Here is a 13,899-nt window from a genome sequence, read left to right as displayed (position 1 = left end):
CAGCGCACCACCACTCGGTGAAGTGCGCAGAAATGAACCACAGCTCTCAGGAAATGGAGTGCCGTAATGGCGGACCGCGTTCTTAATGACAGCGACGTACAGAGGCTTCAGACCGAGATCGTCGATCGATACGACAACATCAGGGCATCCCTCGCGAAGCTCCAGGGCACGATCGACATGATCGAGAAGGCCTGGAGGGGACAGGGCGCCCAGGCGTTCAACGTGAAGCAGACGGAAATCAACCAGCACATGGTCGCGATCGGCAAGATGCTCGATGACTTCCTCGAGGGCATCAACTTGAACAAGACCGACAAGCGCAACCTCGAAGCCCAGATCGAGGCCGACCTCAAGCGGATCTCGGTAGACGATCTCGGTGGAAAGACTTCGGCGCTCAACAGCTACTGACGAGCCATCAGCGGCATTGAACCGCACCCCTTTCCGGACTGTGCAGTCCGGCTGAAATCTTCACAGAAGCGAGGGAAACATGTCCGGAGTCCACTACGACGAACTCGCCGTTACGTACGGCACCATGGACGCGCTTGCCACCGAGCTGGGCAATCAGGCCAAGAAGCTCGAGGAAGACCTCGAGGCCCTGAAGCAGGCCGTGCTCAACGTGTCCTCGGGCTGGGGTGGCGAGGCGTACCAGGAATTCCAGAAGAAGTCCAAGGAATGGGACACGCACGCACGCGGCATCCACCAGGCCCTGGTCAACATCTCGCAGCGGGTCCAGTCGGCCGGCGGTGACTACCGGGGCGGCGACTTGAAGGGCGCGAGCTACTTCCAGTAGGAGGCGCGCAGTTCGCGGAACCGGGGTGGGCATGCACGGGAGGTGCCCACCCCGGCGCGTTGTTCCGGCAGTGAGATTCCGTCTCGCTGGGGCTCAGCGCAACTGCCCGTCGACCAGCGCACCAGTGAACCGACCCCATGCCTCACGCCCGACCGTGGCATACTGCAACTCCGGATGCTTGGAGTCTCGTACGGTGATGAAAGAGCCGTTCTTGGCGAACTCGACGCAGGCGTTGCCTGACGCCTCCGAGTACGAGGACTTGAGCCATTTCAACTTGAGCAAGGGTGGCACCTCTTACAGCTCTCCGGCGATTCCGAGAATCAGATCCATCGACTTGTTCGGATTCAACGCTACCTGTTCGACCAAGTCCAGTCGCTTGCGAAAGTTGGCTAGTTGGGCCGGTGCGTCGAAGATGACAGCACCAAGCGGAGAGTCCACCCTCGACCGTGTCCAGGTGAGGGCTGGCGGCGGAACCTCTCCCTGACGGTAGCGTCCCGCACGTGTGTATTCGTTGGCACCGGTACTTGATCAGGGCAGCCGCTCTTCGGCTACTGCATGGGCGAATCGCGACCATGCAGCTCGGCCTACAGTGGCCCAAGGAAGCTTCGGGTTCTTCGAATCGCGGATGGCAATCAAGTGTTTATTCTGGGCTATCTCGACACAGTTATTGCCAGACGCCTCCGAGAAGGACGACTTGACCCACTTCAACTCGGACAAAACATCTTCCTCTTATAGATCCTTGGCGATTTCGAGGATTCGGTCCCTCGAGTGCTTGGGATCCAAGGCTACTTGTTCGACCGCGTCCAGGCGGCGGCGGAAGTTGGCCAGTTGGTTGGGGGAGTCGAAGAAGACAGCTCCGATCGGGGTGTCTACCTGAACGGTGTCCAGATGTGGGCTTTCGGCAGCTGCGTACAGTACTGAGTCGCCTGCCATCGGGAACTCTCCAGCGCTGAACGGGATGACGAGGAACGTGACGTTCTCGCGCTCGCCTTCCTCGAGGAGACGGTTGAGTTGCTGCTTCGCGACTTGCCGTCCGCCCACCCGCATGTGTAAGGCGGCTTCATGAATCACACCTGTGTACGTCACTGGCGGCGCCTTGGTGATCACGGTGTGGCGGGCGAGTCGTTGAGCGATGCGGAGCTCAACCTCAAGGCGCGGTAGTGCGGGGATGAACAGGTCGAAGAGGGCGCGGGCGTGGTCCTCGACCTGGAACATGCCGGGGATGTGGGCCGTCTGCAAGGTTCGGAGCGATGTGGCGTGATGCTCCAGCTCCGCCACATCGAGGAAGTCGGGCGGTACTTTGCCGCGGTACTCGTCCCACCAGCCTGAGCTGCGGCCGCCCGTCATGGCTGCCAGGGCGTCGATCAGCGTCGGGTCGTCACACTCGTAGATGCTGGCGAGGCGGCGCAGCCGCTGCTCGCTGATACCGAAGCGGCCGGCTTCCACGTTCGAGATGGTCGTACGGTCCGTGCCGAGCAACTCGGCAGCTCTCGGGGCGGACAGGCCGGCGGCGTCACGCAACCTCCGCAATTCGGCGCCGAAACGGCGCTGACGGACTGTGGGTGTCTGCCGTGGTGCCATGTCCCTCTCTCCTCGCTCGCGCTCAGTGTGCATGCCGAGCCTGTACGCGTCCATCGAACATGTAACTTCAACTCGTTGGAGGGAAATTGGTATCACGCGTTGAGTTTCAGGATCTATGGTGTGGCTCAGCTCACCGTCAAGTCTCCTTGCGAGGTGCACGTTGGACACCCCGATCTCTCCCAGCTCAACCTTCGACGCCACTCCTACTCGAATCGGCTGGGACGTATCTGTGCTGGATCCGCACCGCCCAGTGGCCGAAGCCCGCCATCGTGCCCGCGTGTGGCTTCAACAGCACTGGAATCTCCCCGACTTGGCGGACTCTGTGGAGCTGGCGGTCGGAGAGCTGTGCGCGAACGCGATACGGCACGGTGGAGGGCTTGCAGGGCTGGAGTTGATTCTGGGATCGCGGAGACGCTTCGCCCCGCGGGTCCTGCGAGTCATCGTGATCGACCATGCCCCGGACAGGTCCCCGGAACTGCCGGGCGGCAATGATCTGTTCAGCGAACAGGGGCGTGGGCTGCGCATGGTGGAGTCCCTGGCGTGGAGGTGGGGTTGGCATCGCACGGGCCTCGACGAGAAGCAGGTCTGGTGCACCTTTGTCATCGAGCCCTGATGGGGACGTTCAGGTCTCCGGAGCGGCTTCTCAGGAGCTTGAAAGTGTTGTGCCGCTGTTCCGTTCAGAGCCCACTGGCGCCGTTGGCGGTTCAGCTCGGCAGCTTCAGGTCCGTGCAGCCGTGCCGGGCTGCCGACCGTTCGGCGAACGCGCGCAGGGCCGTGATGAGGAAGTTCTTCTGCGGATAGGCGTACTCCGTCGCGTAGATGGAGAAGATCGCCCGAGGGGCACCAGGGCAGGCAGCGGTCGCCCGCGCCATGTGGTTGCTCACTCCCGTCCCCGCGTTCAGCGCGTCTGGTTCATCGGCCGATGAACGCAGGCGCTGGGCATAGGGGCCGAACGCGGCCTCGAGGTGATACAGAGCCTCTTCATTCGCCCCGTACTCACCCAACACGCACGCCTCCAGCGGAGTGGCGCCCGATCCTTCCGCCGCCTTGACCCAGTCGATCTGCAAGTCGTTATCGATCGGAATGCCGTCGCACGTACCCGTCGCGGAGCTGGGGGAATCCATCGACGGTCTAGATACTTTGGGGATCCGACCTCCGTATTCGGCCTGGCACGACCAGCGGTCAGCCGCCTTCCGGGCAGTGGCGGCAGCCAGTTCTCCCATAGCCTGGGCCTCGCTAGGGTTTTCGTGCGACTCATCGCCGGCGATGGACACGATGATAGAAGCTGGCTTGTTGTCGCAGGACAATACGACTGCGGTGTCGAGCATGTCCGTATAGCCGTACCAGCCGCCGCCGAGGGCCACCGGCGGGTGATCCGACGTGCCGGACTGCAAGTTCTCAAACACCTCGGCGGCACCCAAGCCGGAGCCGACGGCATCGTCGTCTATCAGCGCGATGGTCATTTCCATGTCGGCGACTTTGCAGTAGTTGTAACTGTCGTCGCCGTAGCCATGGCGCACGTCGTACGCCAAGCTGATCTCCGTGTTGAGGCCGGTGAAGACAGCCGACTCCTTGTAGGGGATCAAGCCGTCGCAGTACGTCGCCAGCTTGTCCTCGTAGCGCCAGCCCTTGCCGGTGTCGCTCAGTCTGTACCAGCTGTAGCCCGCGGCAAGGATCAGTGCCAACGGCAATACCGAATACAGCGCCGCCCGGCGTATGGCCTTCATCTGTCTGCTTTGCCTATCTCATGGAAGCCTGGTCGATTTCCTTCGGAGGGGCGCTGAACTGCCCGTTCAGTACAAGGACTTACGATGGCCCGCCTCATGAGCAGGGGGCACGTGCCTCACCAGGAGTGCGCCCCGGGGGCAAGACTGCGCCTCAACCTTGATCGGCGGCAGCACCAAGCGGGACACCATTTCAGGCCGGTGCTCGAAGGTCATTCCGGTGAAGAGTCCGGAGTAACGGAAGGCGATGGCGCTGGCGGAGGCGGGTAGGGCGGCTGGGGCGGGACTTGGGACCTGGGCGGGGGCGGCGGTGGAGGCGGCTGGGGTTCCAGCGACCGCCGGGGGCGGGATCGGGGCTGCTGGGGCGTGAGGGGTGGAGCCGGGCGTGGCGGCGGGGGCGGAGGAGGCTCGACAGTTGGCAGCGCCGGGCCGCCAGCACGCAGCCGTTCGATGGTTTGCTCGGCCCGTTGGCGGGCGTCCGGAGTGTCGTCGCGTTCATAGAAGCGGGGGAATTCTCGGCGGCCGAGAGTGTCGGTGAACAACGGTTTGTAGCCAAGCGCGTGGGCAATCGCCATCATGCGGCGACATTTTTCGGCACTCGTAGTGTAGGGAAACTGCAGATGTACGCGGCCGCGTCCGTCGAAGTGCCTGATAATTTCCTCGTCCGTCATTTGTCGTCCTCGTAACGGGGCAGTTTATCGGGAAGGGTGCGAGGGTCCCGGCATTCAGCCAGTTCGTAGGTGTGCTGGGTGAGTTGGTAGGCGAAATCGGTCACTGCTTGGCGAAGTGCCGCTCCTGAGGCTCTGCCGTCCCCGATCACGCTGGCCTCGGTGATGATCGCGTAGGACTCGTTCGCCTCCTTGGCCCTGGATCCGCGAGGGACGCAAGGGACATAGACGGAGGAGATGCCACTGCCCGAGTCGAGTTGTGCCAATGCCTCGACGCCGACGGCTGAGACGCGTACGGCATCGCCGTCTGTGCTGGCTCCATAGTGGTTGAGCCATTGCTGCGTTGAGGCGTCTTCGACTCGCGCCATGCCTGAGAGAATTGAATCCGCGCTGGTGTATACGTGGCAGGAGAACGTGAGGTCCTCACCTTCATGCCTTTTACTGGACCCCTCCTCCGCTGTTCGTGTGCGCGGCAGTGTTCGGATCACCAGATCGCGTTCGACGGCCCTGTCGCACACCTTTGTCGGTAGGCGCTCTAGCCCCTTAGTGAAGATCTGTATGTATCCGAACCAGGCGGCTGTGCCCGCAAGGCAGAGGACCATGAGGGAGATGGCAAATGATTTCGCACTGTACTCAGAGGCTGTGATCCGTCCCTTACTCCCGGTGTTCTCAGCCACTCGGCCGCTCCTTAGATCGGCTCAGGAATTCACTGGCGTCATTCCAGCCCTCGTTGACAGCGACGTTGATGGTGCCGCCGGTTCCGTCTTTGGGGAGGTCCACGTGATGCTGCTCAAGAGCGTCCTCGACCGACCACTGTGTCTGCCGGCTGACCGAATCCCGCATGTCGTAGAGGTCCTTGGCACTCGCATACAGGGCCTCATCCCGGGCGCCTTTCAATTCTTGACCCTCAACGAAACGATCAACGGCCAAGCCGACGACGCCCCCAGCAAAGCCACCAACTGCAGCGCCAGCCGCTGCTTGGCTGCCAGGAAAAAGGGAGACGGAGCCGTACCCCAATCCCGTCGCGATCCATGTCTTGATGAAATCTCCCTTCTTCTGCAGAGCGTTATTGTAGTCCTCCTCCCCATCAACAGCAGCTTGAACATCTTCATCCGCCATGGAATGCCCGACAACGCCCTCGATGGTGCCTGCATTTCTGCCAATTCCTTCAAGGGCTTGATCGCGCGGGCCGTCGAACAGAGATGGGTCCGAAAGGTGTGCGTCCAGGAGTCCACTGGTGTAGACGATTTCTCCAACGATGATCCCGGCCCTTCCTGCGGGATCTAGGGAGACTGCCGAAAGGAATCGCGTCACGTCCGCCGTTTTCAGTGCTTCCGGAAGTTCGCTGTTGGTAAGGAATACCTCCGCATTGGGGCCTGCGAAGGCCCGGCTGATCTCCGGCATATAGGAAGCTGCCATGTTCCCGAAGCTTTCGCCCAGCCCATTGCTCACCAGGTCCGCGCCTCCGTCGGGCTGTGCCACCGCGTTCATGATGTTGGCCATGATCTGCACTTGCTCGGCGCTGTGAGGCGGGGCCGGTGATGTGTAGTCACCGGCGGCGACTCCTGTTACCGCTGCCTCCAGAGCCCGCCCAAGAGACTCTCCCCGGTCCGTGTACATGGTGGTGCCCAGCATGTGATCCAGGTCCGACTTGGACTCGAACGCGTGCACCGCCGCCTCGGGATTGTGGGATAGACCCTCGAAGAGCCCTTCCAACGGATCTCGTCCGTTGCCGTCGCCGAAGACGAGGTCCAGGGCGTCGTGCCCCTTGACCCACAGGTCGTGGGTGCCCGCGTCCCCGGCTCCCTTGTCCGCATTGAACAGCTTCTCCCGATAGCCGTCGAGGAACTCGGTGTCGTACTCGCCCTTGCGCATGAGGCTGCTGATGACCTGGGAGCCGAGGGCGCCGACAGGATTGGGTGAGTTGGCGGCGAGGAAGTTCGTGTTGCGCTCGGCGATGAGGTCCTTCTTCCAGTCCTGCATGCCGGCCGAGTCCGAGAAGGACGCCGTTGCCAGGGTCAGGCCCAGGTTCTGCTGAAGGCTCTTCATCGTCTCGAGTTCCGAGCCCCTGACGCCGGCGTGGGCGTAGGTCATCTCTGTCCAGAACTGGAGCGTTCCCTTGGCCCCCAGGTCCTTCGCGAACTGCTCCGCGAACAGGGGGTCGCCGTTGTATTTCTCCATCGTGCGGTTGAAGTTGGCGATGTCGCCGAGGCTCATGTCGCCGGGCTTCTTAGCCATCTTCGCCAGCTTCTCCGCGGCTGCGACGGCCTTGGCCGCGGAGTCCCGGTCCCCGTAGGAGGCGTCGCCGAAGCCGTACTTGGTCTGGTTGACGAGAAGTCTCAGGACCTTCGCGGCAGTGTTGTCGCTCTGCGTCGCTTTGGTCAGGATGTCTTCGATCTCCTCGCGGAGGGCGTTCACTGCCTTCTGGTCCGTCGCGCCGGTCTTTCCGCTGGGGTCGGACGCCCAATCGGGTCGGGTGTTCCCGGTGACGGTGAACGTGCCCTCGCCGGTGTCAATCACGGTCATGTTCTGCTGTACACCCCGCGCGATCGCCTCGTTCAGCTGGGTGCGGTATCCGATGAGTTCGCCGCGGGCGTCGCTGAGAATCTTGGTGATGGAGCCTGCCTGGGTGTGCGCGTCGGCGAACTCGGCGGCGGTCTTGGTGATGAACTCGCGGCTGACGGTGGCGTTGACCCCCGCCCAATTGGCCTTGTCGGCCTTGGGCTTCAGGTTGGTCTCGGCGTCCTTCTGCAGGTCTGCGAGCTTTTTCGTCATCTGTTCCCAGTCGGTGATCGCTTCACCGAGCTTCGAGAAGTTGCCGTGGCGCAGTGCGTCGAGGTCCATCGGCGTCAGTGACCCTTCCGGTCGTCAAAACCCTCGTCGAGCAAGGCGATGCTGCTGACCGCGCCAGCGATGTAGGACTCATCGGCAGCGTGCTGGTTCTTGGTGAACCGCAGGTGGTTGGAGATGTGGGCGCAGGCGTCCAGCAGCGTCTTGGTCTGCTGGCTCCAGCGCTCTGTCACATGCTCCAGTGCGCCCCCCAGGGCGAAACCCTCCCCTTTGAGTCCGCCCGCGGCTGCCTCAGAGGCCACGCGCGCGTGACCGCTGTAGTTCGTGAAGTCCACGAACAGGTCATGGGCCGCTCTGCCGACTGCCTCCAGATCCTGTTGGCCTGCTACGAGGTCTCCCTGCGTGCCGTCCCCTCCCTGATCGGCCGGATACTGGTTCAGCTGCATCTGCGTCGACTGCCGCTCCGCAGCCTGCGACTTGAGCTGTTCCCACTCATCCCACGCCATCGGTGTGCCTCTTCCCCCGTGTCTTCGCCTGGCTGAATCCCGAACGATTGCGCTCCGCCGTGCCTACCCTGACCATCAGAACGCCCTCTCCGGCACGAAACCGACCTGCACCAACGGCTTCCCCCGCCGCCGAGAAACAAAGATCCCCCGCCCCGCAGGCATAGGCCGAGGCCGAACCCCACCCAGCAGGTCCCCCTCGCCCGGATCGCCGGCCAGCACAACCCCCTGCGCCCCCAACTCCTTGACGCGCTGCATAAACGCCTCATACGACGCGCGCCCCGCTCCCGCCGTAGACCGCGCGATGATGAACCGCACCCCCACGTCCCGGGCGAACGGCAACAGCTCCGTCAAGCCCGCCAGCGGATTGCCACTCGACGTCGCCACCAGGTCGTAGTCGTCGATGACGACGTACACCGTCGGACCGCGCCACCAACTCCGGTCACGCAGCTGCTGAGCCGTCACGTCCGCCGTAGGCGTGCGGCGTTTCATCAGATCGGCCAGGGCGGACACGTGGTGGTCCATGGCGTTGGACATGGGGATGTACTCGGCCAGGTGGGACGACGGGGTTACGTCCAGGAGCGCGCGGCGGTTGTCGATGACGAAGAGCTTGGCCTCGTCGCCCGAGTAGCGTTCCGTCAGCTGCTTGATCAGCAGGCGCAGCACGTTCGACTTGCCCGACTCGCTTTCGCCGAAGACGAGGAAGAACGGGTCCTGTTCGAAGTCGACGAAGACCGGTTCGAGGTTGTCCTCGTCGAGGGCGAAGGCGACACCACGGCGCGGGAAGCGGTCGCCCGGAGGCAGCTGCTCGGCCGGGAACTCGCGGGGCAGCAAACGGACTTCGGGCGCGCCGGGCGCCTGCCAGTGCCGGGAGACCTCGGTGGCCAGCGCCGCCGTGGCGTCCGCCAGATCCGTGTCGGAGGTCAGACCGTCGATGCGTGGCACCGCCGCCATGAAGTGCAGCTTCTGCGGGGCCTGCCCGCGGCCGGGCACGCCTGCCGGTACGTTGGCGGCGACCTTGCGGTCCAGCTCGGAGTCCATCGTGTCGCCGAGCCGCAGCTCCAGGCGGTTCATCAGGTGGTCCTTGAGGTTGGCCCTGACCTCCATCGAGCGTGAGGCCGTGAGGATCAGGTGGACGCCGTAACCGAGACCGCGCGACGCGATGTCGAGGATCACCTGGTCCATCGCCTCATAGTCCGCACGGAAGTTGCCCCAGCCGTCGATGACCAGGAAGACGTCGCCCCACGGCTGATCCGTGACCGAGATGTCGCCTCGGACTCGTCGCGCCCGGAACTCCGCGATCGAGGAGATGCCCGACGAACGGAAGTACTCCTCCCGACGCGTCAGTACCCCGTACACCTCGGCCACCGTCCGCCGCACCCGCTCCGGATCCAGCCGCGAGGCGACCCCGCCCACGTGCGGGAGTCCGGCCACGGCCGTCATGCCGCCACCGCCGAAGTCGAGCCCGTAGAACTGGACTTCGTGCGGTGTGTGCGTGAGCGCGAACGCCGAGATCAGGGTGCGTACGAGCGTCGACTTGCCGGACTGCGGGCCGCCGAGGATCTGCATATGGCCGGCCGCGCCGGAGAAGTCCACCCAGAGCGGGTCGCGGCGCTGCTCGTACGGCTTGTCCACCAGGCCCGCCGGTACGACCAGGCGGCCGGCGCCTTCGTAGTCCGGCTGTGTGAGGCCGCGGCCCTGCACCGCCGTGAGGCCGGGCAGGAGCCCGTCCAGCGACGGCGGGCTGTCCAGCGGCGGCAGCCACACCTGGTGGGCCGCCGGGCCCTGCGCCTCCAGCCTGCGCACGATCACATCCAGCACCGTGTCCGCGAGCGCGTCGTCGACCTCCGGACCGTCCGGTGACGAAGTGCGCTGCTGCGGCACCGGCGCGTACTGCACCGGTACCTCGGCCGCCGTGAACAGCACCGGCCGCCGGTCCACCGGCAGGGGGCCGCCGCCCAGCGACGCCCGCTGCGTGCCGGAGCGGTACACCCCGGAGACGTACGCCGCCTTGAAGCGCACCATCTCGCCCGTGCCGAACTTCAGGAGCCCGGAGCCGGGGACGTTCGGCAGTTCATAGGCGTCCGGGACACCGATCGCCGCCCGGGACTCCGCGGCGGAGAAGGTCCGCAGACCGACCCTGTACGAGAGATACGTCTCCAGGCCGCGCAGGCGCCCCTCCTCCAGCCGCTGCGACGCCAGCAGCAGATGCACGCCCAGCGACCGGCCGATACGGCCGATCTGCACGAACATCTCGATGAAGTCCGGCTTCGCCGTCAACAGCTCACTGAACTCGTCGATCACCAACACCAAAGAAGGAATGGGCTGCAGCGCCGCACCCGCCGCGCGCGCCTTCTCGTAGTCGTGGATGTTGGCGTAGTTGCCCGCGTCGCGCAGCATCTCCTGGCGGCGGTTGAGTTCGCCGCGGATGGAGTCCCCCATGCGGTCGACCAGGGTCAAGTCGTCGGCGAGGTTGGTGATGACGGCCGCCACATGCGGCATCTGCGCCATACCCGCGAAGGTCGCGCCGCCCTTGAAATCGGCGAGTACGAAGTTCAGCGTCTCCGAGGAGTGCGTCACCGCCAGGCCCAGCACCAGCGTGCGCAGCAGCTCCGACTTGCCGGAGCCGGTCGCGCCCACGCACAGGCCGTGCGGGCCCATGCCCTCCTGCGCCGCCTCCTTGAGGTCCAGCATCACGGGGCGTCCGTCCTCGCCGACACCGATCGGCACGCGCAGCCGCTCGGCCAGCGAACGCGGCCGCCAGGTGCGCTGGGTGTCGACGGACGCCGCGTCACCGAGGTTCAGCAGGTCGGTGAACTCCAGGTTGGCGAGCAACGGTTCGTCGTCGTCCCCGCCGGAGGCCATCCGTAGCGGGGCCAGTTGGCGGGCGAGGGCCTCGGCGGATTCGTACGAGAGGGCGTCGGGGGTCCCTTCGTAGGCGACACCGTGCACCGACTCCAGGTGAAGTGCCTCGGGTCGTACGACGATGGACAACTCGCCGCTTCCCGTGGTCAGTTCGCCGGGTACGACCTCGAGGACGGTGACGCCCTGCAGCCCTTCGGGGTTGGCCAGGACCGAGTCGGGGGGCAGGGATCGACCGTCGAGTACGACGACGATGTGGGGCTCTTCCGCCAGGGGCGCCGCGTTCGGGTGGAAGCGCGGACGGCCGGTCAGCCGGGTGGCGAGCAGGTTCTCCAGCTCGCGGGTGTCGCTGTCGATCAGCCTGCGGCTGCCCGCGCCGTCCACGGCGCCGGGGGCCTGGACGTGCGGCAGCCACTTGGCCCACTCCCAGTGGGGCAGGTCCTCGCGGCCCGCCGCGACCACGATGAGCAGGTCTTCGGGGGAGTGCAGCGCGGCCAGCGATCCGACCATGGCCCGCGCTGAGGACCGTACGGACTGTGGTTCGCCGCTGATCGTCACGTGGTAGAAGGCGCGCAGCGAGACCGCCATCGGCAGGTCGTCCAGGGTGCTGTGCACGGCGAGGAAGCGCTGCATCGCACCCGCGGTCAGGGGCTCCAATTGCTCGACGGGGGCGGTCTCCGGGGCGACGAGGGTGCTGGCGAGGGACTGCGAGCCGAGGCCGATGCGGACCTGGGCGAAGTCCTCGTCGCCGGGGCGGCGTTCCCATACGCGGCTGCCCTCGGCGACCAGGGCCCACAGCTGCTCGGGGGAGGGGTGGAGGAAGTACTGCGCGTCGCGCTGGGCCTTCGCCGTGTCGACGGCCGTGCGCCGGGTCTGCGCCAGGTAGCTCAGGTAGTCGCGGCGCATGTCCGCCAACTGCCCCTGGTTGCCGCGGCGGAAGCGGATCACCATCGCGATGGCCATGGCGATGGTCGAAGCGATCATGATCATGCCCATGATCCGCATGAACGGCTGCCCGCTCGTGAAGAAGAAGACCACCGAGCCACCCATGCCGAGCGTCGGCAGGAGTTGCATCAGCACGCTTTCCTGGTAGCCCCGCGGCAGTTCGGGCGGAGGCTGCAGAACGATCTCCTGTGTGGACACTTCGGACGGCAGCGCTCGAGGCGGGCGCTTCACGACGATGTGGCTCACTGTCACCCATTCTGTGGTCGGCCGGGAGTCCGTCCGCCGCCCCGTGCCGGGCGGACGCAGGCCGCCGCGTGATCCTACTGACTCAGGCGGAGACCGAGGGACGGTAGGGTGCCGGAAGTTCGCGTCAGCACACGGGAGTTGAGCTGGAGCAGCTGGGGCATTCACGTACGAGCCCAGGACCTCCGGACCACTTCCGGATCGCCGACACAGAATCATCACTGAGGGGGAGCAGCAGGTGAGCATGACGGCCTCCGCGGCAGTCACCGGAGGGGGACCCGGTACGGGAACTCCGGCCGGGGCGGGCACGGGTCTCGGGTTCTGCCGGGTCACGATCGTCGCGCCCGACAGCCGGATCGACGTGGCGTTGCCCGACGACATCCCGGTCGCCGACATCTACCCGGAGATCCTCAGGCTCTCTCAGCAGAGCCCGGCCCAGAGCGCACCCGTCGGCTACCACCTGGTCCGCCGCGACGGCACCGTCCTCGACAGCGCCCGTTCCTTCGCCGCCCAGCGCATCCTCGACGGCGAACTCCTCACACTGCGCCCCTTCTCCGAGTCGCTGCCGCCCGCCGTCTTCGACGACGTCTCCGAAGCGGTCGCCTCCGCCGTGACCAGCGAACGCACCTTGTGGAGCGGCGACTTGACGCGGGCCGCGGGCCTCGTCGGAGGAGGCGTACTCGCCGTCCTGCTCGCCTTCGTGGCCTGGATGGGCGACCCGCGACACGACATGCACAGCCTGCCCGGCATCCTCGCCGGGGTCGCCGGTGTCCTTCTGGTCGTCCTCGCATGCGTACGCGCCCGGGTCTACGACGACCGGGCCTCGGCCATCGCGCTGGGACTCGGCGCCCTCCCCAACGTCGGCGTGGGCGGCTCAGGCCTCCTGCCGCTCGCCGACGGACAGGGCATCGGCAAGCTCCAGTTCCTCCTCGCCTGCGCGGCGGTGCTGCTGGCCTCGGTCCTGCTCACCCTGTGCTCCCCGAGCGGGGACGGCCCGTTCGTAGCCTTCGTCTTCGCCTCCGCCATCGGCCTGCTCGCCGTGTTCGCGGCGACCCTCGCCGACTGGACCCCGTCCGAGATCGGCGCCCTGTGTGCCCCGATCGCGGTCGGAGGCCTGGCCTTCCTGCCCGGCCTGTCCATGCGCTTCGCCCGGCTCCCGATCGGCTTCGACACCCCGAACACCGCCCCCCGCAGCGCGTACGACACCGACCCCGCCCCCCGCGAACCGGTCGACGCCGAGCGGGTGGCCGCCCAGGCGCGGCGCGGACACGAACTCCTGGTCGGCCTGGTGGGCGGCTGCGCACTGATCGCCGTCGGTTCCTCGGCCGTCCTCGGCTTCTCCTCGAACGTGTGGGCCCAGCTCCTCGCCCTCGCGACCGGCGTGGCCCTGCTGATGCGCGCCCACCTCTTCCGCTACACCGCCCAGGTCGCCCCCGTCCTGGCCGGCGGCCTCGGCTCGCTCATGCTGCTCGGCCTCGGACTGGCGCTGAACCCGCCGGACGCGATCGGCCGCGCTGCCCTCGCGGGCGACCGCGCCGACCTCGACATCCGGACCATCTGGCTGGTCGCGGCGGTCGCGGCGGTGGCCGCGCTCGTCACGGCGATCGGCCTGATCGTCTCGCGCGGCGGCCTCACCCCGTTCTGGGGACGCTTCCTGGAGATCGCCGAGGGGTTCGTGCTGCTGACCCTGGTGCCGCTGGCACTGGCCGTCTTCGACGTGTACGCGACGGCCCGGTCGATGACGAGCTGACCTCGCGGCGAGCCGCACACACGTGGGGGCCGACGAGACGCGCGTC

General features: G+C 66.0%; 12 protein-coding genes. 4 read left to right on the top strand and 8 right to left on the bottom strand.

Features of this window, described 5'->3' with window-relative positions:
* Nucleotides 1–66: 66 nt before the first annotated feature.
* Both OHT21_RS12160 and OHT21_RS12155 read left to right on the top strand, forming a co-directional pair.
* On the top strand, nucleotides 67–405 hold the full coding sequence (locus OHT21_RS12160; protein ID WP_328768281.1) for a WXG100 family type VII secretion target: 339 nt from the start codon (nucleotides 67–69) through the stop codon (nucleotides 403–405).
* A 79-nt stretch (nucleotides 406–484) separates the two neighbouring features.
* The gene (locus OHT21_RS12155) at nucleotides 485–787 is read left to right on the top strand and encodes a WXG100 family type VII secretion target (protein WP_328768280.1); all 303 of its coding nucleotides are present in this window, start codon (nucleotides 485–487) and stop codon (nucleotides 785–787) included.
* A 93-nt stretch (nucleotides 788–880) separates the two neighbouring features.
* On the opposite strand, the gene OHT21_RS12150 is transcribed toward OHT21_RS12155, so the two are convergent.
* The 3 genes from OHT21_RS12150 to OHT21_RS12140 form a co-directional block, all read right to left on the bottom strand.
* Nucleotides 881–1,069 carry a DUF397 domain-containing protein gene (locus OHT21_RS12150; RefSeq protein WP_328768279.1) on the bottom strand — a complete coding sequence of 63 codons (189 nt, stop codon included), beginning with the start codon at nucleotides 1,067–1,069 and terminating at the stop codon, nucleotides 881–883.
* Nucleotides 1,070–1,315: 246 nt separating this feature from the next.
* On the bottom strand, nucleotides 1,316–1,495 hold the full coding sequence (locus tag OHT21_RS12145) for a DUF397 domain-containing protein (protein ID WP_328774055.1): 180 nt from the start codon (nucleotides 1,493–1,495) through the stop codon (nucleotides 1,316–1,318).
* A gap of 21 nt (nucleotides 1,496–1,516) precedes the next feature.
* On the bottom strand, nucleotides 1,517–2,368 hold the full coding sequence (locus OHT21_RS12140) for a helix-turn-helix domain-containing protein (protein ID WP_328768278.1): 852 nt from the start codon (nucleotides 2,366–2,368) through the stop codon (nucleotides 1,517–1,519).
* 115 nt (nucleotides 2,369–2,483) lie between these two features.
* Here OHT21_RS12140 and OHT21_RS12135 point away from each other — a divergent pair, with 115 nt between their 5' ends.
* Nucleotides 2,484–2,981, top strand: a complete 498-nt coding sequence (locus OHT21_RS12135; RefSeq protein ID WP_328768277.1) for an ATP-binding protein — start codon at nucleotides 2,484–2,486, stop codon at nucleotides 2,979–2,981.
* A gap of 91 nt (nucleotides 2,982–3,072) precedes the next feature.
* On the opposite strand, the gene OHT21_RS12130 is transcribed toward OHT21_RS12135, so the two are convergent.
* The 5 genes from OHT21_RS12130 to eccCa form a co-directional block, all read right to left on the bottom strand.
* Nucleotides 3,073–4,095, bottom strand: coding sequence for a hypothetical protein (locus tag OHT21_RS12130; RefSeq protein ID WP_328768276.1), 1,023 nt, complete (start codon nucleotides 4,093–4,095; stop codon nucleotides 3,073–3,075).
* 664 nt (nucleotides 4,096–4,759) lie between these two features.
* On the bottom strand, nucleotides 4,760–5,437 hold the full coding sequence (locus tag OHT21_RS12125; protein WP_328768275.1) for a hypothetical protein: 678 nt from the start codon (nucleotides 5,435–5,437) through the stop codon (nucleotides 4,760–4,762).
* On the bottom strand, nucleotides 5,430–7,604 hold the full coding sequence (locus tag OHT21_RS12120; RefSeq protein WP_328768273.1) for a hypothetical protein: 2,175 nt from the start codon (nucleotides 7,602–7,604) through the stop codon (nucleotides 5,430–5,432). Before OHT21_RS12120 ends, OHT21_RS12125 begins: the two co-directional genes overlap by 8 nt.
* Nucleotides 7,605–7,609: 5 nt before the next feature.
* The gene (locus OHT21_RS12115; RefSeq protein WP_328768271.1) at nucleotides 7,610–8,056 is read right to left on the bottom strand and encodes a hypothetical protein; all 447 of its coding nucleotides are present in this window, start codon (nucleotides 8,054–8,056) and stop codon (nucleotides 7,610–7,612) included.
* Between the two features lie 75 nt (nucleotides 8,057–8,131).
* Nucleotides 8,132–12,106: a type VII secretion protein EccCa gene (gene eccCa / locus OHT21_RS12110; RefSeq protein WP_328768270.1), complete on the bottom strand. Its 3,975-nt coding sequence runs from the start codon at nucleotides 12,104–12,106 to the stop codon at nucleotides 8,132–8,134.
* Between the two features lie 235 nt (nucleotides 12,107–12,341).
* Between eccCa and eccD the strand changes: the two genes are divergently transcribed.
* The gene (gene eccD / locus OHT21_RS12105; protein WP_328768269.1) at nucleotides 12,342–13,853 is read left to right on the top strand and encodes a type VII secretion integral membrane protein EccD; all 1,512 of its coding nucleotides are present in this window, start codon (nucleotides 12,342–12,344) and stop codon (nucleotides 13,851–13,853) included.
* Nucleotides 13,854–13,899 lie beyond the last annotated feature (46 nt).

It is taken from the genome of Streptomyces sp. NBC_00286 (assembly GCF_036173125.1).
Classification (GTDB): domain Bacteria; phylum Actinomycetota; class Actinomycetes; order Streptomycetales; family Streptomycetaceae; genus Streptomyces.
This window is presented reverse-complemented; position numbering and strand designations above follow the sequence as displayed.

Bases quoted from the DNA above. Each gene is read 5' to 3' on its own strand.
- OHT21_RS12160 (WP_328768281.1), top strand. From the start codon at position 67: ATGGCGGACCGCGTTCTTAATGACAGCGACGTACAGAGGCTTCAGACC.
- OHT21_RS12120 (WP_328768273.1), bottom strand. From the start codon at position 7,604: ATGGACCTCGACGCACTGCGCCACGGCAACTTCTCGAAGCTCGGTGAA.
- OHT21_RS12135 (WP_328768277.1), top strand. From the start codon at position 2,484: ATGGTGTGGCTCAGCTCACCGTCAAGTCTCCTTGCGAGGTGCACGTTG.
- OHT21_RS12155 (WP_328768280.1), top strand. From the start codon at position 485: ATGTCCGGAGTCCACTACGACGAACTCGCCGTTACGTACGGCACCATG.
- OHT21_RS12115 (WP_328768271.1), bottom strand. From the start codon at position 8,056: ATGGCGTGGGATGAGTGGGAACAGCTCAAGTCGCAGGCTGCGGAGCGG.
- OHT21_RS12130 (WP_328768276.1), bottom strand. From the start codon at position 4,095: ATGAAGGCCATACGCCGGGCGGCGCTGTATTCGGTATTGCCGTTGGCA.
- OHT21_RS12140 (WP_328768278.1), bottom strand. From the start codon at position 2,368: ATGGCACCACGGCAGACACCCACAGTCCGTCAGCGCCGTTTCGGCGCC.